Raw genomic sequence first — 21,681 nt, 5'->3', positions numbered from 1 at the left:
CTTCTTAATCCAATTCTACAACAAAATTATGAATAAAGTGTGAAAATGAAAAAAAATTTTAGAAAAATTTTCTTACTACCAAGCCTAATGAAAGAATTCGCTCTTCGACTGCTTTAGTGATATAATTAGAAGATATTTTGTTTTGGAGGATATTAAATATGATTACAGTAAGTAATGTAGGATTAAGATATGGTGACCGGAAATTATTTGATGATGTGAACATTAAGTTCACACCTGGTAATTGCTATGGTCTAATCGGTGCAAACGGTGCAGGTAAGTCCACGTTTTTAAAGATTCTTTCTGGAGAAATTGAATCACAAACGGGAACTGTTCAACTTGGACCAAATGAACGAATGACTGTGTTAAAACAAAACCATTTTGAATATGAAGAATTTGAAGTCTTAAAAGCGGTAATCATGGGTCATTCAAGACTTTACGAAGTTATGCAGGAAAAAGACGCGATCTATATGAAAGAAAACTTCACTGATGAGGATGGCATGAAAGCCGCTGAACTTGAGGGTGAATTTGCTGAATTAAACGGATGGGAAGCTGAACCTGAAGCAGCAATCCTCTTAAAGGGCCTTGGAATTGGTGAAGACCTTCACTATAAGACGATGGCTGAATTAACTGGTTCTGAAAAAGTAAAGGTTCTACTTGCACAAGCATTGTTTGGCAGACCAGATGTTTTGCTTCTGGACGAGCCTACTAACCACTTGGATATTAAAGCGATTCAATGGCTAGAGGAATTCTTAATTAACTTTGAAAATACAGTTATTGTTGTATCCCATGACCGTCACTTCCTGAATAAAGTTTGTACCCATATTGCTGACTTGGACTATGGGAAAATCCAAATTTATGTGGGTAACTACGATTTTTGGTATGAATCAAGCCAATTAGCATCAAGATTAACCTCGGACGCAAACAAGAAGAAAGAAGAAAAAATAAAGGAACTGCAAGCCTTTATTGCCCGGTTTAGTGCAAATGCATCGAAATCCAAACAGGCTACTTCTCGTAAGAAGCTACTGGATAAAATAACACTCGATGACATTAGGCCTTCCTCTCGCCGTTATCCATTTGTTGGATTTACACCGGACCGTGAAATCGGGAACGATTTACTAAGAGTTGAGGGATTAACAAAAACGATTGATGGCGTAAAAGTGCTTGATAATATTAGTTTCTTTATGAATAAGAACGATAAAATTGCTCTTGTAGGAACAAACGAAATTGCGAAAACCATACTTTTTAAAATTTTAATGGGTGAAATGGAACCTGACAGCGGTACCTTTAAATGGGGAATTACCACTTCACAAGCATATTTCCCTAAAGATAACTCCGAGTACTTTGAAAACTCCGAGCTTAATTTAGTAGACTGGTTACGCCAATTCTCTCCAAAAGACGAAAGTGAAAGCTTCTTACGCGGATTCTTAGGAAGAATGTTATTTTCCGGAGAAGAAGTATTAAAGAAAGCTAGCGTTCTTTCCGGAGGAGAAAAAGTTCGTTGTATGCTCTCTAAAATGATGTTAAATGGTGCCAACGTTCTACTTCTAGACGAGCCAACGAACCACTTGGACTTAGAATCTATTACGGCACTCAATAATGGTTTAATTAATTTTAAGGGCTCATTGATCTTTTCATCACACGATCATCAATTCATTCAGACAGTTGCAAATCGGATCTTTGAATTAACACCTAAAGGATTAGTAGATAAACAAATGTCCTACGATGAATACTTAGAAAATGATGAGGTTCAAAAGCAAGTAGCAGAAATGTATAAATAAACTATAAGAGGCTGACCTAGTTGCAAAGTTAGGACAGCCTCTTTCTTTTTAACCTTACATTTGTTTTTGTTTTCTTCGTGAAGAAGGCTCAGCTCTTGATCCCGTTTCGGTAGTTGTTGTACCTTGTCCCTCTACTTGGGGTGAATTAAGTCCAATTGTCGAAGGATCAGCTTTCTTTTTACTCCGTTTACCCATCATTACACCTCCCCTAATAGCTTTTGGAAGATTATTGCTACTTATACCGAATATTTACGGTAAACTTAGGCATGATAATCTACAGGAGGAGGTGTTTTGTATGGCAAAAGTTGGAGTAGAACAATCTCTTACAAATATTCAACAAGCACTACGCGAAAAAGGCTACGATGTAGTTGAACTTAAGCAAGAATCAGATGCACAAAACTGCGATTGCTGTGTTGTAACTGGTCTCGATTCAAACGTGATGGGAATGCAAGATACAGTTACAAAAGGTGCAGTTATTGATGCAAACGGGATGTCCGCTGATGAAGTATGTCAACAGGTGGAAAGCAGACTTCAATAACACATTTTCAAAAGACTAAAGGATTAGCTTTAGTCTTTTTTATTTGATTGAAAATTTATTTTAGGACCTTTTTGGGAAGGGGTACTTCTTTTGAAATTATTCTTTTGTTGTTGCTCCCCTTCCCCTTCATCTTCAAAATTAGGTTGGTATTCACTTCCATAAGTTGCTCCAATATTTAATTTCCCTTTAAGTTCTTTAATTCCCAGTTGACCAAAATTATTATTTAGTTCGTATTTATCTAAAATAATCTTTTCAATATTTATCTTCTCAATGATAATTGGCGGATCTTTTGTTTTGCCTATCTCTTCATGGGGAGATTGTTGTTGGAGGGTTTGTAGCGACTTCTTTAATTCCTCTATGTTTAATTCTAAGGAAGTCAACTTTTTCTTTAAATCTTTTTCATAATCACTTTTATTAAAGATTAGGAATAAATCTTTTAATGACATGCTCACAAACGCTCCCTTATTTTTTACCTTACTATCATATATATGGGAAATTTAGTCTAACATGTCCACTATTAAAAGGACGATCTAAAATTGAGATATATCTCAGAAATCACCATTCAGCACTATCTAATCAATTGGAATGCTTTCTCCTTTTTCAATGATTCGGTGATAACTAACAAATAATAATCCATTCCAAAATTTAGCACTCAATTGATTAGGACTAACCGTATCAGGCAACCTAATTTGTCTTTGAAAATCTCCATAAAACCTTTCTGAATAGGTAAGCTTCAAATCAGAATGGTTTAATATGGCCTTTCCTTTAATCGTTAAGGAATTTCCGTTCAGGCCAAGTTCAAGATTTTCTTTTTTCATTCCAGGAACCTCAATCACCACCAGGACTTCACTTTCACCTTCCAATATATCGATAGCGGGGAATGGGGGTGTATTTTTTTCTTCCCTTCCAGATTGTTTTGCCGTACTCGAATTTGGCGCAGTATAAGGCTGCTCATTCATAAATTGCTTAGCAAAGTCCTGATCAAATATATTGTTCCAAAAATCTCCTCCATTCATATTTTTGGCTACTTCCATCCATTGCTTTAATTTATCCATGTCCATCTAATCCCACCTCCTACTTCGTGTTTTACACAATAGAGGATATTCATTCATTACTATTATCTTACTAACGATATTTATAATTTAATCCAGTTATTACTCTTCCTTCATAAACGGACACGAAAGACATATATTAATAAACAAGGAAAAGGAGGAGATATAAATGCCGGCACCAGTTCCGTATATAAATATTAATATATTTATGATTAAAATTAATTCCTTCGAAAATGCCTCTGCCGTAAATATTGGTCAAAACCTTTTGGCCGAATGGCATAATTCCGATAAGAAAAATCAAGGCTACGGACAAAATTTTGGAGATAAAAGTGATTTTGTCGGAACTAGAAGTTTTGTCGATGACAAAGATCAAATCGACTCCCCATCCTCCTTTAATGCCCGTCCACTTCATTATGAAACTGATTGCCCATGAATTCTGACCGCTTGCAGAAAAAAATAGTCATAACGAAAACTGCTTAGGCAGTTTTTTATATTCTCATCTTTAACATTCCACTATATTTAGCTATAATAATGTGGAATATGTGATTGTTATTGAGAGGACGTATTGAATGTACAAAAAAATAATCCCCTGGTTGATGTTTTTCTTTATTTTTCTCGTTTCAGCATGTTCTTCCACTGATACTACTGAGAAGAAGAGTAAAATAAATCAGGTAGAAATTACGATTTCTGCTGCAGCAAGCCTAAAAGATGCATTGATGGAAATAAAAACTGAATTTCAAAAAGAAAACAAACAAATTATCCCACTTTTCAATTTAGGTGGTTCTGGAGCCTTACAACAACAAATTATTCAGGGAGCTCCTGTTGATGTTTTTATCTCTGCTTCTAAGGATCAGTTTGATGCATTAACGAGGAAGGATTTAATAGACTCAAAAGAACATGTGGATTTACTTAGTAATCAGTTAGTCTTAATAACTAATAAAAACAATAAAGTACCGATAAAAAAGTTTGAAGATCTTGATAATAATGAAATACATAAAGTAGCTATCGGCACTCCAGAATCTGTACCCGCAGGCATGTATGCTAAGCAAGCTTTAAAAAAATATCAAGTTTGGGAAGCATTGCAGCCAAAATTAATCCAGACAAAAGATGTTAGACAAGTATTGACCTATGTTGAAACGCGCAGCGTTGATGCGGGTATAGTTTATATGACGGATGTACGTATATCAAAAAAGGTAAAAGTAATAGCCATTTCGGAGGAAGGCTTCCATGAACCAATCATTTACTCTGCAGGGGTAATACATGCATCTAAAAAGAAAGATGCCGCCATCCACTTCTATGAATATTTACAAAGCAGCACGGCTAAAGAAATTTTCAAAAAATATGGTTTTACAGTATTGGATTGATGACTTTGTTTCATGATGAATTTTGGACACCCATAGTGTTATCTATAAAAGTAGCAGCCATTTCAGTAACTATAGTATTTTTCCTCGGCATTTTACTTGGCAGATTATTTGCAAGAAAGCAATTCAAGGGCAAAATTCTACTCGAAACTTTCCTTCTTCTTCCGATTGTCTTGCCACCTACTGTTATTGGGTTCTTACTAATATACCTATTTGGAATAAACAGTCCATTTGGAATAATTTTAGAAGAAGTATTTGCTCATCCCATTATTTTCACCCCAACGGCAGCAGTAATTGCATCAACCGTTGTTGCCTTTCCATTAATGTATCAAACAGTCAAAATCGGTTTTCAAGCAGTAGATAGAGGAATTGAAGAAGCAGCAAGGGTAGACGGTGCTGGCGAAATAAAAGTGTTTTTATATATCACTCTACCATTATCTATTAAATCAATATTTGCAGGATTAATTCTGAGTTTTGCACGAGCACTAGGGGAGTTCGGTGCTACCTTTATGTTTGCCGGAAATATCCCTGGAAAAACTCAAACAGCACCTACTGCAATATATATTGCAATGGAATCTGGTAATATGAATTTAGCTTGGTTTTTAGTTGCAACCATGGTTTTTATCTCCTTTTCTTTCTTGTTACTGACAACAATTTCACAAAAATAGCCATGGAAGGTTCTGTACCCTCCATGGCTTTTTTATATTTTGGCTCTGTTAAACTTGTCTGTTGATTTCCGCTCCAGGCACAAGCGGTTCGTGGGCTTTTCGGCGAGCCTCCTCGGCGCAAGCGCCTGCGGGGTCTCCCCTGACCCGTACTCCCACAGGAGTCTTCGTGCCTTCCGCTCCAATCAACAGGGTTTAAAACTCAACGCTGTTCTTTAACACAGCCTATATTTTTAATAGTTTCTAGTAAATACCTTGCGTCTTCGCATTCCAATTAAAGTCGCCGTACACAGAATAATGAGTACACCAATTAACGTATTAACAAGTATTAGCGGTGATTCTTTTTTGTTAACCTTCTTACTTACTACAGGTGCTTTTTGGGGCTTAGGAGGTTCTTTTAATGTTAATTGAACCGATTGAATCACCTGACCATTATTATTCTCAATAGAAAGTAGCCCTTCATTATTTATCTTCTTTACACTCCCACTATTGTTCTCTGTGATCAGAATATCATTTTCAGAGTAAAATTCCTTATTATCTACCTTAAAAATTTCCCCTTGCTTAAGCATTTCATGCTGATATCCTTTAAAACCGTAATCAAACAATGTAGCGGTATCATGATATTTATCGTTTTTTAAACTCGATTTAAGTACAACAGCAGTTAACTTTAAAGTTCCATTATCTGCGGTCGTTGCCAACGTTTGTTTTGCTTCGGTTGTATACCCGGTCTTCCCTCCTGAAATACCAGGATACGGCAGCTCTCCCTTAAGCATACGATGATGGGTTAATATTTTTGTGTTCCAAGATTGCCCCTGCCAATCGAGTACTTTGGTCCCGAAAATTTCGGCAAAAATAGAATTTTTCATAGCGTAATTTGTCATTAATGCCAAGTCCATTGCTGTTGTATAATGATTTTCATTATGCAATCCATTAGGATTAGTGAAGTGAGTATTAGTAACACCAATTTTTGTTTTAAGGTATTGATTCAGGTTATCAGAAAATTTTTCTACACTACCATCCAAAAACTCTGCGATCGCGACAGCTGCATCGTTTCCTGAGTTAACTAGCATACCTTGAATAAGCTTCTTTAAAGGCACTTGTTCCCCTTCAACTAAATAAACCCTCGTACCATCCTGTCTAACTGCATTTGCACTCACCGTAACAATGCTGTCTAAATTCCCTTTATCAATAGCATAGATTGCTGTTGCAATTTTTGTAAGACTTGCAGGGTACATTCTTTCATTAGCATTTTTTGCATAGAGAACAGCATTCGTTTCAGTATCTAATAAAACAGCTCCTTCACTTTTCAAGTCCAATTGCTCCTGCGTTTCCATTGCAAAGACATTGGATTGATAGGAAAATAGGAGTAAAACAATCATTATGAGGTACGAATAAATTTTTTTCATTATTACACCCTTACTATTACATTTAATCCCTATTTGATTTTAACAGATAATTTGAATAAATAAATAGATTTCCAAGAAAATGTTATGAATTGGAAGGATTTCAAATAATTTTAAATAAAGGCTGTATTAAGAACAGTGTTGATTTTTACACCCTGTTGATTAGAGCGGAAGGCACGAAGACTCCTGTGGGAGTATGGTTCAGGGGAGACCCCGCAGGCGCATGCGCCGAGGAGGCTCGCCGAGGAGGCTCGCCGAAACACCCACGGAAAGCGAAGTGCCTGGAGCGGAAATCAACAAGCAAGTTTAACCAGAGCCTAAATAAAAAGAAAAACCGGCTGCGTAATTGCAACCGGTTGAAGCTATGCCCTTTTTTTGGAAATTAATAATGTTATTTGCGCCATTATAATCGGTAATGAAGATTTTCTTCTGTAAGCAAGATATTTTGGTTCCCAAATATTTGTATATTTCTGCTTAAATTGTCGTAAACCTTGAAATTGATAAATAAAGTGACCATGTAAGAATAATTGCGCAGCAATCTTCTCACTTAAAAAAGCAAATCGAGATAAACCGACATTAGCCAAAGGGGCCATCCCCATATTAAATTTCTCATATCCTTGTTCCTTAGCCCAATCAATTAATGATAAAAAGAGAAAATCAATCATTCCAGCAGGTGAGTTAGGTCTAAATCTCATTAGGTCTACAGATATGGTTTGTTTATTATCGTATACATACAAAAGACTCATGAAGCCGAGAATCTTCTTTTCTTCATCTCTAACTATTGCAATTGGTGCTTTATCTAGATACTCTTCATCAAAAAAACCTAGAGAAAAACCTTTCTCTCTTCTACCTTGAAGCCACTCATTCGAGACCTCGCGTAATTCTTCAATAAATTCGTTAGAGTATGGTGGCTTAATAAGTTCAAAAACAAAACTTTCTCGATTAAATTTATTTTTTAATGCTCTTAACCCTTTCTGCTTGCTACCAAATAGTGAGAATGTTTTTAGGTCTACAAAGGCCTCTTCTCCAAGTTTAAAAAACGCAAAGCCATGTCCCTGTAAATATGGGAGCATTTCATCACTAACTTGATAGAAAACAGGAGTAAAACCATAAAGATCGGCTATTTCTTGAAATTCCTCAATTGCATTAGAAATTTCACTTTGTTCACCGATAGGATCACCGAGAATGACTAATTTGTCAGCATACTTCTGAAAAGGAATTAACACATTTTTCTTGCTGTTCCAAAAGATATATTTATCATGTAAAAAAATAAGATGAGATAAAACCTTTCCATGATATTTTTTTAAATGATTGTAAATTTCCTTTTCATGATCAATTGATTTCTCTAGCTTCCATTTCTTTGGCAAACTAATTAAATAACCTGTAAATAAAATCATCATTGCAATGACAAGTCCAATAATTGCACTTGTAAACAAATCACGATAATCCAAGATTACATATGGCAGAAATTTATCAGGTATGGTTAATTTCGAGATTGGTAAATTTAAATAACCGATTAAAATATACATTGAAGTGATTACTAGTATCACCGTAACATCAAAAATAGTTTTCCCCCATGTTAAAACATAACTTTCACGGTAGAACTGACCCTTAGAAATTCTAAGTAAAAGCGCTACTATGATTAAAAAAGTAGCTTCTTCGTAATCTATCCCTTTAAATATGGAGAATAAAGCAGCAAGTATTAATGCAAGCATGGTTAACTCATATGCTCTTTTTACACTGTATTCAATACCGCGAGACAAACCTAATAACAAAAAACCAGCAGCAACTGATAATTGATGGGATACATTTATTATTGGGAATGATAATAACTCCTGAGCAATCTTAAGTCTTGACATAATTCCCGGAACACTCGCAGACAAAAGAAGAATTAAGCCAGATAGAAAAACCAGCATCGTTAATATCACGTGACTTAACCCTTGAATAATCGCTTTCGGAAGTTGATTCCATGATTGATTCCATCTTTCCCAATAAAGCTTTACAAAAAAAACAAGGCTAATAAAAAATGGTACAAAGTAATAGCCCAATCGGTAAAATAACAACAATACTAGTACCTTTTCATCCGGAACGTGTAACTCCTGCATCCCCCATAGAAATATCAAATCAAAGGAACCTAATCCCCCGGGAATCATACTAATAATACCTGCACAAGCGGCCACAATATAGACCGGAAACAAATCTTTTGTGGCTACAGGAATCCCTAATAACCGGCTCAATAGTAAAATGGCTACAAACACAGCCAACCATTCTATGACCGATACAATGACCAGTTCTATACCTACCTTAGCAGTAATCACTGACTCCTTCCTGGACTTTATCATGTGTACACTAAAGAAAATGGGTAGGTACAAACCAACACCTAATACTGCAAAATATAGCCATTTAGTATCAACAAACAATGGAAAATGACGAAAGCCAATGGTTACAATCCATGCGAGCACAGATATACCTGTTAAATAAAAAAGTGAAACTGATGCAATCACACCAAGAAGCTTGCGTTTATCCTGTTCAAGTTTATGGAAAAAGTATGTTCTAAGCATGGCCCCTACTAGACCACCGAATCCTATTAAATTAGAAAATGAATTTGCAATAAAAGATTGTTCTAGCAGTTCCCTACTAACTACCTTTAACTTTAAAATCCGTACAAGTATAACGTCGTAAAGCAACATAGGTAAAACAGCAATAAATGTGATCATTAAAATCAGCAATAAGACCCATATATTTAACTGATTGATTTCGTTCTTCAGCAGTTCGACATTCAAATCTCCAGTAAACCTTTTCATTTCTACAATTGCAAAAATTAATAATAATAGCGGAAAGATAAATTTAATTACTTTAACTATCTTTTCTTTCTTAATTCCCAACAATATGACCACCTATTATTTTTTTCCTGACTTAAATATAAACTTTTCAACTGTAAAAACAAAGAAATATATTCTGTTATAGATGATTTATTATTCTTCATTGTAGACATTTTCTCTTAGGTTCAACCGTTTTCTCTGTAATTCAATAGTACGCATCCTATTGTCCTAGCCTTCAGCAAGATGAAAAGTTTAAAAAAAAAAGACAAGTTTTCTAACCTATTATGCATAAGTATTAAATAGGACAAATTTAGGAGGCGTTTATTAATGAAGTTTGTAGTGTTTAAGAAAGAGACCCTGCTCTTTTTTTTAGCGTTAGGTACCGTAATAGCCAGTATTTCTGCTTGGTTGATGTTAAAAGCAGGCGATACCACTGTTTTTAATCAAAAAGCAGATAAGAATATCCGAGAAATCCATATGGTAACAGGTGAATTCAAAACAAAAATGAAGGATGGAAAAGAAATAGAGGCATACCGTTGGGATCCTGGCACAATATTAATAGAAAAAGGGGAAAAGGTCCGTTTAATTATTAGTGGAATCAACGGTGAGGAGCACCCATTTTATATTGAAGGAACTGCCATTAAAGGAAAAGTAAAAAAAGGAGAAGATACAATTGTCCCACTAGAGTTTAAAAAAGAAGGAACGTATCGTCTCATATGTGAAATCCATTCGGACAGAGTTCATAATGGACCAATGATTGCTTATATAGTAGTAGATTAAAAGCAGGAGACAATCTCCTGCTTATTTCTTTTTTCCGTTGCTCTGTTTCATGGATTTACACTATACATACGTTGTTATTATTGAATTCTTCCTGTATAACAGATTCTATTTTTTCTTGTTTTTTTATAGTACAGTTCACATTTTCATCTTTATCCGTTCATAAAAAGTTCAAAAAATAACACAGAAAACCCCTGAAAATCCAGACTTCACAATATCTTAACATTTATCTGTTTTTCCGGTGACATTAATCACTTTTAAACTGTTATACTCAATGTAAGATATAAACAGTAAAACAGTTTAATGTTTTCTATAAATTGAAGAGGTGAAAAATAATGGAACAATGGCAAGGATTTGATAAAGGTACATGGACGAAAGAAGTTAATGTTCGAGATTTTATACTTAGAAATTATAAGCCTTATGAAGGAAATGATTCTTTTTTAGCAGATGCAACTGAAGCTACAATAAACCTTTGGGAACAGGTAATGGGATTAACAAAGCAAGAGCGTGAAAACGGGGGTGTCCTTGATATGGACACAGAAACTGTTTCTACTATTACTTCACATGGGCCAGGTTACCTTAATGAAGACCTCGAAAAAGTAGTGGGAGTACAAACTGACAAACCATTTAATCGTTCTCTACAGCCCTTCGGCGGTATTCGGATGGCTAAAAGTGCATGTGAAGCATACGGTTATCAATTGAATCCTGAAATCGAAAGAATCTTCACAGATTACCGTAAAACTCACAATCAGGGTGTTTTCGATGCCTATACTGATGAAATGATGCTTGCTCGAAAGGCAGCGATTATTACTGGACTTCCAGATGCATACGGGCGTGGACGTATTATAGGTGACTATCGTCGTGTAGCTTTATATGGTGTTGACTTCCTTATCCAGGAAAAGCAACTAGATAAAAAAAATATAAGCAAGGTAATGAACGAAGACAATATGCGTCTCCGTGAAGAAATTGCAGAGCAAATCCGTGCCTTACATGAACTAAAGGAATTAGGTACTAGCTATGGTTTCGACCTTTCTCTACCTGCTGCTAACGCACAAGAAGCATTCCAGTGGCTATATCTTGGGTACCTTGCAGCTATTAAGGAGCAAAACGGTGCAGCAATGAGTCTTGGACGAGTTTCAACATTTTTAGATATTTACATCGAAAGAGATTTACAGGCTGGCACAATCACTGAGGAAGATGCACAAGAAATCGTTGATCACTTTATTATGAAGCTTCGCTTAGTGAAATTTGCCCGTACTCCCGATTATAATGAATTATTCAGCGGTGACCCTACATGGGTAACAGAGTCTATCGGAGGAATGGCACAGGACGGTCGCTCTCTTGTAACAAAAAGCTCTTTCCGTTTCCTACATTCACTAGATAACTTAGGACCAGCTCCAGAGCCAAATTTAACCGTTCTTTGGTCTCCGCAGCTACCTGAAAACTTTAAAAAATATTGTGCAAAGATGTCGATTAAAACTAGCTCCATTCAATATGAAAACGATGATATCATGCGCCCTGAATACGGCGATGATTATGGAATTGCCTGCTGTGTATCCGCGATGGAAATTGGAAAGCAAATGCAATTCTTCGGCGCACGCGCAAATTTAGCTAAAGCTCTTCTTTACTCCATTAACGGTGGTGTAGATGAAAAATTAAAAATTCAAGTTGGTCCACAGTATTTGCCAATAACAGCAGAAGTACTGGACTATAAAGAAGTTATGCAACGCTTTGACCAAATGATGGAATGGTTAGCAGGTTTATATATTAATACCCTAAATGTTATCCACTATATGCATGATAAATACAGCTACGAACGCATTGAAATGGCTTTACATGATACAAAAATACTTCGTACTATGGCAACTGGAATTGCTGGTTTGAGTGTAGTCGCTGACTCATTAAGTGCCATTAAATATGGTGAAGTGAAAGTAATACGTGATGAAAATGGGATTGCAGTTGACTTTGAAATTAAGGGAGATTTTCCTAAATACGGAAACAATGATGATCTTGTTGATAGTATAGCAGTTGAAATTGTTGAGACCTTTATGAAGAAATTGCGCAAACATGCAACCTATCGCGATTCACTTCATACCTTATCTGTTTTAACAATCACTTCAAACGTGGTCTATGGAAAGAAAACTGGAAACACTCCTGATGGACGCCGTGCAGGAGAACCTTTTGCTCCTGGTGCTAATCCAATGCATGGTCGTGATACAAAGGGAACCTTGGCATCTTTATCATCTGTTGCAAAAATTCCATACAGCTACGCAATGGATGGAATTTCCAACACTTTCTCCATTGTACCAAAAGCACTAGGAAAAGAAGAAGAGAATCAGATTCGCAACCTTGTTTCTATATTAGATGGCTATTCCATTAAATCTGGACATCATCTAAACGTTAACGTCTTTAATAGAGAAACTTTAATCGACGCAATGGAACATCCTGAGCTGTATCCACAATTAACCATTCGTGTTTCTGGTTATGCGGTAAACTTTATTAAATTAACTAAAGAACAACAGCTTGACGTTATTAATCGGACTTTCCATGAGTCATTATAAAAAAGCAAACTGAGGCCGACTCAAATACAAATGGGTCAGCCTCCCTGATAAATGAAAGGGGATATTATCATGATTGGAAATATACATTCCATTGAAACTTTAGGAACAGTTGACGGACCTGGAATAAGGTACGTGATTTTTACACAAGGCTGCTTATTACGGTGCCAATTCTGTCATAACGCAGATACTTGGGAAATCGGCTCTGGTAAGCAAATGACTGTTTCTGACATAATGGAAGAACTCATGAGTTATCTCCCCTTCATTCAGGCGTCAGGTGGCGGTATTACTGTTAGTGGTGGTGAACCCTTATTACAAATCCCTTTCCTTACTGCATTATTCAAGGAGTGCAAAAAGAAAGGGATTCATACCACTATAGATTCTTCCGGAGGCTGTTTCTCCCATTCTAGGCTTTTCATCGAACAGCTTGAAGAGCTCTTGTTTTACACTGACCTTGTTCTTCTAGACTTGAAGCATATTAACCGGAAGAAACATATTCAGCTTACAGGAATGGCAAATGATCACATTCTTGAATTTGCGAAATTTTTATCTGATCGAAAAATACCAATCTGGGTGAGACACGTTCTTGTCCCAACAGTTACAGATGATCAAGAGGACCTGCAGAAACTCGGAGAATTCATCGGAACCCTTGAAAATGTTCAGAAGGTTGAAATTCTTCCTTACCATAAACTTGGGGTTTATAAATGGGAAGCTCTTGGACTTGAATATCCTCTCAAGCATGTAGTACCACCATCAGAGGCTAAAGTAGAATACGCCTATCAGATGCTAACCGCTCATTGGAGGACTCCAGTAGAGAAAGAATAACGTTTTAACGAGGCTGATTCTATCATAAAAGGCTGAACCTATTTTTTAAGGTGTCAGCCTTTTTGTTATTAATGTTCTTCGTCGAGATTCACTAGTACATCCATAATTTTGGCATGTTCTTTGTCTGCTACTTCATTTGAGATAACATCATCTTTAGTTAACTCACTGATTGCTTCGTATTCAGCATACAATGCCTGCCTTAAGAGTAATTTCTTTTGATTTTCTTTTAATTCAGTATGATCCTGATATAATTTTTGAATTTGCTTTTCAACGGATCCCTTTTTATCTTCATACTCCTTAACAAGCTCATTAGAAAGTGATTCTGTAATAAAAAGCCTCTTCCTCACTTTGTGAATTTCTTCAATTGCAGCCTCAAATTGATGAATTTTGGTTATTAAATACTCATATTCACTGGCCGCTTCTACTTTTGGGTTTACACCAAGAAATCTGATTAGTGTTTTAACTGATAAGCCTTGAACGACCAGGGAGAAGAAAACCACGAAAAAAGTTAATACTAATAACTCGTCTCTTCCTTTGAAGTTGTAAGGAAGGCTCAATGCAAGTGCAATCGATAACGAACCCTTTAGTCCCCCCCAATTAATGATATGTTTCCAGGAATGAGGAAAATTTTTGATGAATGCTAAACTTGCATAGACTGCCACACTTCTCGCTACCAAAACAATACCTATTGCTGCAAAAATTGTTCCCCATTTATTAAAGATCCCAATTCTTGTTATTTCAAGTCCTACCATTAAAAAAACAATTGAATTCGCTAGTAGAGCGGCGACGTCCCAAAAATTCCCGATATTTAATTTGGTAGTAGGGGTCATTCCAATTCTTGCTCCAAAATTTCCAAAAATCATCGCAGCAACAACAACAGCTATGACTCCAGAAGCATGTATACTTTCTGCTAAAAGATAAGATCCATAAAATAAAATAATACTGAAAATAATCTCAAGAGGATAATCATCATAGAACTTTGTCAAAATTGAAAACCCATATCCAAGTGCACCCCCGATTAGTAGGCCTAGGAATATGACTTTCACAAAAGTCCATGCTCCTAGACCTAACCCTTCCCACCCTAAGTCTAGATAGGATAATAAATAAAAAGCAGAAAGTTGAAAAAGAACCACTGCCATTCCATCGTTGAATAAGCTTTCACCTTCTACGACTATTGCCAATCTTTTATTAACACCGATGCTTTTAAAAATACTTAAAACACTTACTGGATCTGTAGCACTCATCAAAGCCCCAAATACAAAGGCTGCTGTAATTGTTAACCCCAAAAGATAATAGGTCGAGAAACCAACAATGAGAAACGACAATAATGTTCCACCAAACGCCAGAGAAAGAATAGGTATCTTGTTGGTCTTCAACTCGTCAAAAGGTAGTTTTAACGATGCTTCACCTAACAGGGCTGGTAAAAACAAAGTGACAATGACAAAATGGAATACTTCTCCTTGTGTAATAAAGTTCTTTAATGGATCTAACGTAGGAAAATTCATTAAACCGATCAAAGCCCCTACTATCACCAAAGCAATAGGGTATGGTTGCTTAAACTTCTTGGCAATCGCCGTAATACCCGCAGCTATCATAACAAGAAATAAAGACATCACAAAAATATGATGTAAATCTAGATGCTCCACATTGCACCACCTTACTCTATTTAGAAAAAAGTACAGTTAATCCTACTTAATATTTGTTAAAAGTAAAAACTTAAACAATATCCTTCTAACTGAGTTTGATAAAACATTAGCAAACTCTTCATATTCTGGTATTTTGCCAAACAATAAATTGATTCTTTATCTATTCTCCTTTATACTCATATCATTGGCATTTAAAAGAGGTGATTATTTTTGTTTCAATTGCTCATCGATCATTCAGATATTCATGCCTTAAACGCGCTATACGTCAGTATATACGTAGGTATTACATTAAAATTTTTATGGGCATGGGGCGTTGAATATTCATTTAGTAGTTCTCAAACTAATCCTGCCGACACAAAAATGATTCAGCCTTTGTTTTTTTACCGAAAAAAAAGCTGTTTAAATGGCAATATGATTTTAAATAGAATTGTTAAATATATTCGTAGAAAAGAATGCTCTAAGGATGATTCTGAAGAACCTATTTCCTTCCTATATTCATAAAGAAAAACTTACTTACACATTAGGAGGAAATATGAAAACAAAACGTTCTTCACTTATAATTATCTCTATTCTTACTATTACAACATTCCTATTATCTGCTTGTTCAGCTCAGGCTCAAAGCGGTAAAAACGACGGATTTTTCCATACTTATTTTGTGAATCCATTTTCATTTACTATTCATTCAGTAGCAGATTTTTTTGGTGGAAATTACGGCTTAGCGATTATTCTTGTAACCTTAATTATTAGACTTATCCTAATGCCATTAATGTTAAGACAATATAAGAATCAAATGGGTATGAAAGAAAAAATGGATGTACTAAAACCTGAGATGGATGTTATACAAAAGAAAATGAAGGCCGAAAAAGATCCAAAGAAAAAACAAGAACTTCAAGCAGAAATGATGGGCCTTTATCAAAAGCATGGTGTCAATCCACTAAATATGGGCTGTTTACCTATTCTCATTCAAATGCCTATTTTAACTGGCTTCTATTATGCGATTAGAGGTTCTGAGGAGATTAAAACACACGAATTTTTATGGTTTAGTCTTGGACATCCTGATATAGTCATTACCATTATTGCTGGGATCATTTATTATTTTCAATTTAAAGTATCCCAATCCAACATGCCGACACAACAGCAGGATCAAATGAAATATATGGGCTTGCTTTCTCCATTAATGATTGTTATGTTCTCTTTTAATGCACCTGCCGCTCTCCCTCTTTATTGGGTTGTAGGGGGTACATTTTTAATTGTTCAAACCTACATTAGTCGCAGCCTATATCAAAGCAAAAAACCTAAAGTACAGGTTAAACAATAATAAAAGGTTAACAAAAAGATGCCTGGTACAAGTACCAGACATCTTTTTTCCGTACTGTTTCCCCTTCTAGGGAAACAAAATTTATTTATACATTTTGAAAGTAATCCTTGTAAAAGCCACCGACTTTGCCAGTATTGTCAATGATATAATAAAATTCTTCTGTTTCATTTTTTACATCATAAACTTTCCCTGCTGTCAGTGCATTGTTGACCAGGTATTTCTCCGCATCTGTATGAACGCATTTTACTTTCTTAACGGTTTCCCGCTCACGCCAAGATAAATGAATCATCGTTGCCATCGTTCCTTTCCGTCTTTGTCCAATTATTAGTATAATCAATACAACCCTTGATACGCAACAATATCCATTCATCTACCCTTGAAAAAAATTAATGCTTTGCCAATACATTTCTCGCATTCTCTCGTAAACGGTATTTTTGAATTTTTCCTGATGCTGTCATTGGAAATGACTCTGTAAACTCAATGTAGTTAGGGATTTTATGCTTAGAAATCTTACCCATACAATATTCCTTAATCTCTTCTGCAGTTGCTTTCTCCCCCTCTTTTAGTATGATCCATGCCATGACTTCCTCACCGTACACTTCGTCTGCAACACCTATTACTTGGATATCGAGTATTTTGGGATGGGAATATAGAAACTCTTCAATTTCACGAGGATAAATATTTTCTCCTCCTCTGATAATCATATCCTTCAAACGACCTGTAACCTTGCAATACCCATTTTCATCCATAATGGCTAAATCACCCGTATGTAACCATCCATCCTGATCAATTGCATCATTTGTCGCTGCTAAATTTTTATAATATCCCTTCATCACATGGTAACCTCTTGTACATAATTCCCCTTGCAAACCTCGTTCCACTTCTCTGTTTGATCCAGGTTCAACAATTTTCACCTCAACCCTTGGAAGTGCTTTCCCAACTGATTCGACTCGTAATTCAATTGGATCGTCAGTCCTGGTTTGGGTAATGACTGGTGAAGCCTCTGTTTGGCCATAAGCAATCGTTATTTCACTAGCACCCATTTTCTCTATAACAGCCTTCATTACCTCAATCGGACAGTTGGATCCTGCCATAATACCCGTTCGCAAGGTTGATAGGTCATAATTATCAAAATCTGGCTCATTCAGTTCTGCGATAAACATCGTTGGCACACCATGGAGACCGGTACACTTTTCATCTTGAACCGTTTGAAGCACTTTTTTTGGATTAAAATCTTGAACTGGAACCATTGTTGCACCGACAGAAACACATGCCATCGTACCAAGAACACAACCAAAGCAATGAAAAAATGGAACAGGGATACAAAGTCTGTCTTCAACAGTCAGTTTCATGCAATTAGCAATATTAAATCCGTTATTGACGATATTGTAATGTGTGAGCATAACACCTTTTGGAAATCCAGTTGTCCCTGAGGTATACTGCATATTAATCACATCATCAGGCTCTAGGGAGTCCATCCGTCGGTTTAATTCTTCATCGGTGACCTCTTTACCTAGTAGCATGATATCCTCCCAGGAAAAGGTTCCTGGATACTTCTTATCACCAAGAACAATTACATTCTTTAGAAAAGGAAGTCTGCTGCTATTCACCTTCCCTGGTTCTGCGTTCTTCAATTCAGGAACAATTTCGTAAATCATATCTATATAAGATGAATCCTTCCAAATATCCATCAAAAGAATGGTGGTAGAATCAGATTGTTTTAATAAATATTCGAGTTCAGCTGTACGATAGTTGGTATTCACAGTAACCAAAACAGCCCCCATTTTACCTGTAGCAAATTGGGTTACAAGCCATTCAGGAGTGTTACTCGACCACGCTGCTAATTGTTCCCCTTTTTCTATACCAAGCTTCATAAAGCCCTTAGCCGCTTTTCTACAAATACTGTCAAATTCACGATAGCTCCATCTTAAATTTCGATCTGAATAGATCACTGCTGTATGGTCTGTATGTAATTCTGCTTTTTCTTCTAATAATTTACCAATAGTACAATTTAATAAAGCTGTCATTTTTTCCTCCCCCTCAATACAAGTAAACCAAGCGACAAATTAAAACGCTTTCAAAAGTATGTTACCATATTTATGAGAATATTCAATATTTTTAGAATATAATTTTCCCTTTTTTACAAGTTTGTGAACCTTAAAAAAAATGATAAATAAGGGTTCTCAAAGTGGATGAAAACCATTACAATAATAAAAACTGAATATTCAATCCACTTTCCAAGGAGGCATTCTTATCTTGAAAATTATGAGTAACGAGCAATTGGTTGTTTCGTATCGGGATGCATTAAAGTCAGGTAAGGAAAAGGAATGGATTAAGATTCTAAAAGATGAGATTCAACGTCGTGGACTAAGGGCGATTAAGAAACGTTAGCTATCTAACATTGAAAGACCGCTGAAACATGTTTCAGCGGTCTTTTATCATTTTCAACATCATTGCATTGGTATTAGGATTTCCCTTTATTAGTGACGATTGGTACGGAAAAACTCACTTTTGTTCCCATCCCTTCTTTACTTTCAATTAATATAGACCCATTGTATTTTATTACTAACTGCTTAGCAATGGAAAGGCCTAAACCCGTACCACCGTTTTCACGTACACGTGCTTTATCTACTCGATAAAAACGGTTAAACACGTCTGGGATATCCTCATTAGCAATCCCAATTCCTTGATCTGAAACAGATACAATCACATCCCCCTCGTCTCGGACTGCCGAAATGGAGATTGTTTTATTCCCATTCGAGTATTTTATTGAATTATCTAATAAAATAATTAATATTTGTTCAAAATGATGTTCTGCCATAGGAATCATCGGTAAATACTTTTCCATTTTAATTTCAAACTGATAATCCGGATGAATGATTTCTAGTTTACTAATTATTTTTAAAACAAGGTTAACTATATCTGATTTCTCAGCAGTTACAACTCTTTGGTTTTCTGCACGTGTTAATACTAAGAGGTCGTTAATTAACTTTTTTAATCTTGATAGTTCTTGTAATGAAGCATCTAATGATTCTTCTAAAATAACAGGATCCTTTTTTCCCCACCGATTTAATAAGGAAAGGTGGCCCTCCAGAATAGAAACAGGTGTCCTTAGTTCATGAGAAGCATCCTCTACAAATTGTTTTTGGGCCTGAAAGGATTTTTCAATTTCGTCCATCATTTCATTAAACACATTTGTAAGCTCAGTTAAATCATCCTTTTGTTTATAGACCTCCACTCTTCCCTGAAAGCCATCTTCCTTTATTTTTTTCATTCCTCTTGCTAACCGTCTAACAGGCCTTAACAACTGTTTAGCAAGAATTAGGCCGCTAATAGCACTAAAAAGAATAGCTGCAATTCCAAAGATAGTCATTACCCAAAAGAGATTGCTCATCATTTTATGATAGTTATTTAAATGACGGACGACCTCTAGTGTCCCTTTAAATTTGCCTCCATTGATTGGGTATCTTGCTACAATAGCCTCTTTTCCCTCAATTGAGATCCTATCGGTTGTACTAACCCTCGTCGGAACGGGCTCCAGTACAGGAAAGGTACCGTTTTTATCAGATACTAGAATATTCCCCTTACTGTCATAGACTCGAATTAATTGGTCTTTGTCATTCATGTTCCTTAAAAAGTCTTCACTATCAATTATGTCAGTACGGTTTAACGTTTCCGCCTTTGCTTTATAAAAGGTGGCAATATCCGTAATCGTTCGATTAATAGCAATTTCCTCACGATTCATCATCCATTTCGAAACAGTATGATATTCTAAAAAACTAAACAAGAAGAACGTAAGAAAAATGGCTGATGAACCACTTAGCACCAGTTTGGTTTGCCATGGCAATCTATTAAACATTCGTGTTATTTTCTTAATCATCTCATTACATATCCTGTACCGCGTACTGTATGAATGTAGCTTCCATTAACTTGATCATCTATTTTGTTTCTTAAATATCGGACATATACATCTACAACGTTTGTTTCAACACCAGTACTGTAACCCCAGACTTTATTTAATAGTACTTCTCTTGTTAATACAATGTTAATATTACTCATAAAAATGATTAATAAGTCAAACTCTCGCTTAGTAAGACCAATAATTTTTCCTGCTTTTTTTACAATACATGATTCAAGTTCGACTTCTAAATCCTTGAAGGTAAGCGTTGTTAATTCATTTGAATTGATTGCCTCTATTCTTCGAAACAAGGACCTTAATCTGGCCAATAATTCTTCAATAGCAAATGGCTTAACTATATAATCATCTGCCCCGCTATCTAAACCAGAAACACGATCAAGTACACTGTCTCTTGCCGTTATCATAATGATGGGAATCGTCTTATTTGCCTGTCTAATTCTACGGCACACTTCCATTCCATTTAATTCTGGAAGCATTAAATCGAGTAGAATGGCATCCCAAGTTTTTGAGAGTGCCAATTCTAATCCACTTCGTCCATTTGATGATACGGTGGTGTTGTAACCATCATGATTCAGTTCAAGCTCAATAAATCTAGCTAAATTCTTTTCATCTTCAATAATTAGTATATTTTGCATACATCCACGCTCTCAATTCATTTTTGCTTTCTATTTTAACTGATGTTTGTCTTTAAAAAAATCAATAAATGCATGAAGAATTTCAACTGATTGATATGACATGAGAGAAAGTGCTGTTAAAGAGAAAAATCCAACCATAATTAGTCTAACCCATAACATGTTACATTCCTCCTTACTATACATTTTGAAACATAAACACGGAATAATTGGTAGGGAAGAAGTAGGTGGATTAAAAGGATTATAAAAACATTTTACCTTTTTGAAAGGAGACCATGATGAGAGGGAGATTAGAATTTTCTTAGAAAGTATAAGAAAAAGAACAAAAGGCGGAAGCGCCTCGTCCAGCCCCGACAGGCAAATGTTCTTCGGCGGGAAAAGTCCGCC

The 21,681-nt window shown here is 35.8% G+C and carries 22 protein-coding genes; 11 read left to right on the top strand and 11 right to left on the bottom strand.

Going from position 1 to position 21,681, the window contains the following annotated elements:
• Positions 1-158 precede the first annotated feature (158 nt).
• Positions 159-1,778: an ABC-F family ATP-binding cassette domain-containing protein gene (locus RCG25_RS10355; RefSeq protein WP_308083585.1), complete on the top strand. Its 1,620-nt coding sequence runs from the start codon at positions 159-161 to the stop codon at positions 1,776-1,778.
• Between the two features lie 54 nt (positions 1,779-1,832).
• On the opposite strand, the gene RCG25_RS10350 is transcribed toward RCG25_RS10355, so the two are convergent.
• On the bottom strand, positions 1,833-1,973 hold the full coding sequence (locus RCG25_RS10350; protein ID WP_308084151.1) for a YuzL family protein: 141 nt from the start codon (positions 1,971-1,973) through the stop codon (positions 1,833-1,835).
• Between the two features lie 100 nt (positions 1,974-2,073).
• On the opposite strand from RCG25_RS10350, the gene RCG25_RS10345 reads away from it, so the two are divergent.
• Positions 2,074-2,316 carry a YkuS family protein gene (locus RCG25_RS10345; protein WP_308083584.1) on the top strand — a complete coding sequence of 81 codons (243 nt, stop codon included), beginning with the start codon at positions 2,074-2,076 and terminating at the stop codon, positions 2,314-2,316.
• Between the two features lie 29 nt (positions 2,317-2,345).
• Here the strand turns inward: RCG25_RS10345 and RCG25_RS10340 are convergent, their stop codons facing one another.
• Complete coding sequence (locus RCG25_RS10340) at positions 2,346-2,762, bottom strand: hypothetical protein (protein WP_308083583.1); 417 nt, start codon at positions 2,760-2,762, stop codon at positions 2,346-2,348.
• Positions 2,763-2,888: 126 nt separating this feature from the next.
• Positions 2,889-3,377, bottom strand: a complete 489-nt coding sequence (locus RCG25_RS10335; RefSeq protein ID WP_308083582.1) for an Hsp20/alpha crystallin family protein — start codon at positions 3,375-3,377, stop codon at positions 2,889-2,891.
• Positions 3,378-3,537: 160 nt separating this feature from the next.
• On the opposite strand from RCG25_RS10335, the gene RCG25_RS10330 reads away from it, so the two are divergent.
• The 3 genes from RCG25_RS10330 to modB all read left to right on the top strand — a co-directional run bounded on the left by RCG25_RS10330 (position 3,538) and on the right by modB (position 5,397).
• The gene (locus RCG25_RS10330; protein ID WP_308083581.1) at positions 3,538-3,801 is read left to right on the top strand and encodes a hypothetical protein; all 264 of its coding nucleotides are present in this window, start codon (positions 3,538-3,540) and stop codon (positions 3,799-3,801) included.
• A 136-nt stretch (positions 3,802-3,937) separates the two neighbouring features.
• Entirely contained in the window at positions 3,938-4,732 is a 795-nt protein-coding gene (modA, locus tag RCG25_RS10325) for a molybdate ABC transporter substrate-binding protein (RefSeq protein WP_308083580.1), read from the top strand.
• The gene (modB, locus tag RCG25_RS10320) at positions 4,732-5,397 is read left to right on the top strand and encodes a molybdate ABC transporter permease subunit (protein ID WP_308083579.1); all 666 of its coding nucleotides are present in this window, start codon (positions 4,732-4,734) and stop codon (positions 5,395-5,397) included. Before modA ends, modB begins: the two co-directional genes overlap by 1 nt.
• 230 nt (positions 5,398-5,627) lie before the next feature.
• Here modB and RCG25_RS10315 read toward each other — a convergent pair whose 3' ends face one another.
• A complete protein-coding gene (locus tag RCG25_RS10315; protein WP_308083578.1) occupies positions 5,628-6,800 on the bottom strand; it encodes a D-alanyl-D-alanine carboxypeptidase family protein in 1,173 nt (390 codons plus the stop codon).
• A 359-nt stretch (positions 6,801-7,159) separates the two neighbouring features.
• Positions 7,160-9,682 (bottom strand): bifunctional lysylphosphatidylglycerol flippase/synthetase MprF, encoded by a 2,523-nt coding sequence (mprF, locus tag RCG25_RS10310; protein ID WP_308083577.1) that lies wholly within the window; start codon positions 9,680-9,682, stop codon positions 7,160-7,162.
• A gap of 264 nt (positions 9,683-9,946) precedes the next feature.
• On the opposite strand from mprF, the gene RCG25_RS10305 reads away from it, so the two are divergent.
• The 3 genes from RCG25_RS10305 to pflA all read left to right on the top strand — a co-directional run bounded on the left by RCG25_RS10305 (position 9,947) and on the right by pflA (position 13,779).
• Positions 9,947-10,399 (top strand): cupredoxin domain-containing protein, encoded by a 453-nt coding sequence (locus RCG25_RS10305; protein WP_308083576.1) that lies wholly within the window; start codon positions 9,947-9,949, stop codon positions 10,397-10,399.
• A 332-nt stretch (positions 10,400-10,731) separates the two neighbouring features.
• Entirely contained in the window at positions 10,732-12,957 is a 2,226-nt protein-coding gene (pflB, locus tag RCG25_RS10300; protein ID WP_308083575.1) for a formate C-acetyltransferase, read from the top strand.
• Positions 12,958-13,026: 69 nt separating this feature from the next.
• The gene (gene pflA / locus RCG25_RS10295; protein ID WP_308083574.1) at positions 13,027-13,779 is read left to right on the top strand and encodes a pyruvate formate-lyase-activating protein; all 753 of its coding nucleotides are present in this window, start codon (positions 13,027-13,029) and stop codon (positions 13,777-13,779) included.
• A 68-nt stretch (positions 13,780-13,847) separates the two neighbouring features.
• Here pflA and RCG25_RS10290 read toward each other — a convergent pair whose 3' ends face one another.
• On the bottom strand, positions 13,848-15,425 hold the full coding sequence (locus RCG25_RS10290) for a Na+/H+ antiporter (RefSeq protein ID WP_308083573.1): 1,578 nt from the start codon (positions 15,423-15,425) through the stop codon (positions 13,848-13,850).
• A gap of 210 nt (positions 15,426-15,635) precedes the next feature.
• Between RCG25_RS10290 and RCG25_RS10285 the strand changes: the two genes are divergently transcribed.
• Together RCG25_RS10285 and yidC are read left to right on the top strand one after the other, a co-directional pair.
• Positions 15,636-15,926, top strand: coding sequence for a hypothetical protein (locus RCG25_RS10285; RefSeq protein ID WP_308083572.1), 291 nt, complete (start codon positions 15,636-15,638; stop codon positions 15,924-15,926).
• 31 nt (positions 15,927-15,957) lie between these two features.
• Positions 15,958-16,743 carry a membrane protein insertase YidC gene (gene yidC, locus RCG25_RS10280; protein WP_308083571.1) on the top strand — a complete coding sequence of 262 codons (786 nt, stop codon included), beginning with the start codon at positions 15,958-15,960 and terminating at the stop codon, positions 16,741-16,743.
• Between the two features lie 85 nt (positions 16,744-16,828).
• Here the strand turns inward: yidC and RCG25_RS10275 are convergent, their stop codons facing one another.
• Entirely contained in the window at positions 16,829-17,032 is a 204-nt protein-coding gene (locus RCG25_RS10275) for a DUF6501 family protein (RefSeq protein WP_308084150.1), read from the bottom strand.
• Positions 17,033-17,129: 97 nt separating this feature from the next.
• On the bottom strand, positions 17,130-18,770 hold the full coding sequence (locus RCG25_RS10270; protein WP_308083570.1) for an AMP-binding protein: 1,641 nt from the start codon (positions 18,768-18,770) through the stop codon (positions 17,130-17,132).
• Positions 18,771-19,008: 238 nt separating this feature from the next.
• Here RCG25_RS10270 and sda point away from each other — a divergent pair, with 238 nt between their 5' ends.
• A complete protein-coding gene (gene sda, locus RCG25_RS10265) occupies positions 19,009-19,134 on the top strand; it encodes a sporulation histidine kinase inhibitor Sda (protein ID WP_374121069.1) in 126 nt (41 codons plus the stop codon).
• A 73-nt stretch (positions 19,135-19,207) separates the two neighbouring features.
• Here the strand turns inward: sda and RCG25_RS10260 are convergent, their stop codons facing one another.
• The 3 genes from RCG25_RS10260 to RCG25_RS10250 are packed head-to-tail and all read right to left on the bottom strand — an operon-like array spanning position 19,208 to position 21,456.
• Entirely contained in the window at positions 19,208-20,623 is a 1,416-nt protein-coding gene (locus RCG25_RS10260) for a HAMP domain-containing sensor histidine kinase (protein WP_308083568.1), read from the bottom strand.
• Positions 20,620-21,297 carry a response regulator transcription factor gene (locus tag RCG25_RS10255; RefSeq protein WP_308083567.1) on the bottom strand — a complete coding sequence of 226 codons (678 nt, stop codon included), beginning with the start codon at positions 21,295-21,297 and terminating at the stop codon, positions 20,620-20,622. The genes RCG25_RS10260 and RCG25_RS10255 overlap by 4 nt, the downstream gene beginning before the upstream one ends.
• A gap of 30 nt (positions 21,298-21,327) precedes the next feature.
• On the bottom strand, positions 21,328-21,456 hold the full coding sequence (locus RCG25_RS10250; RefSeq protein ID WP_308083566.1) for a hypothetical protein: 129 nt from the start codon (positions 21,454-21,456) through the stop codon (positions 21,328-21,330).
• Positions 21,457-21,681 lie beyond the last annotated feature (225 nt).

The organism is Neobacillus sp. PS2-9, from assembly GCF_030915525.1.
Classification (GTDB): Bacteria; Bacillota; Bacilli; order Bacillales; family Cytobacillaceae; genus Neobacillus.
The sequence above is the reverse complement of the archived record's forward strand: the minus strand, read 5'-3'. Positions and strand labels throughout refer to the sequence as shown.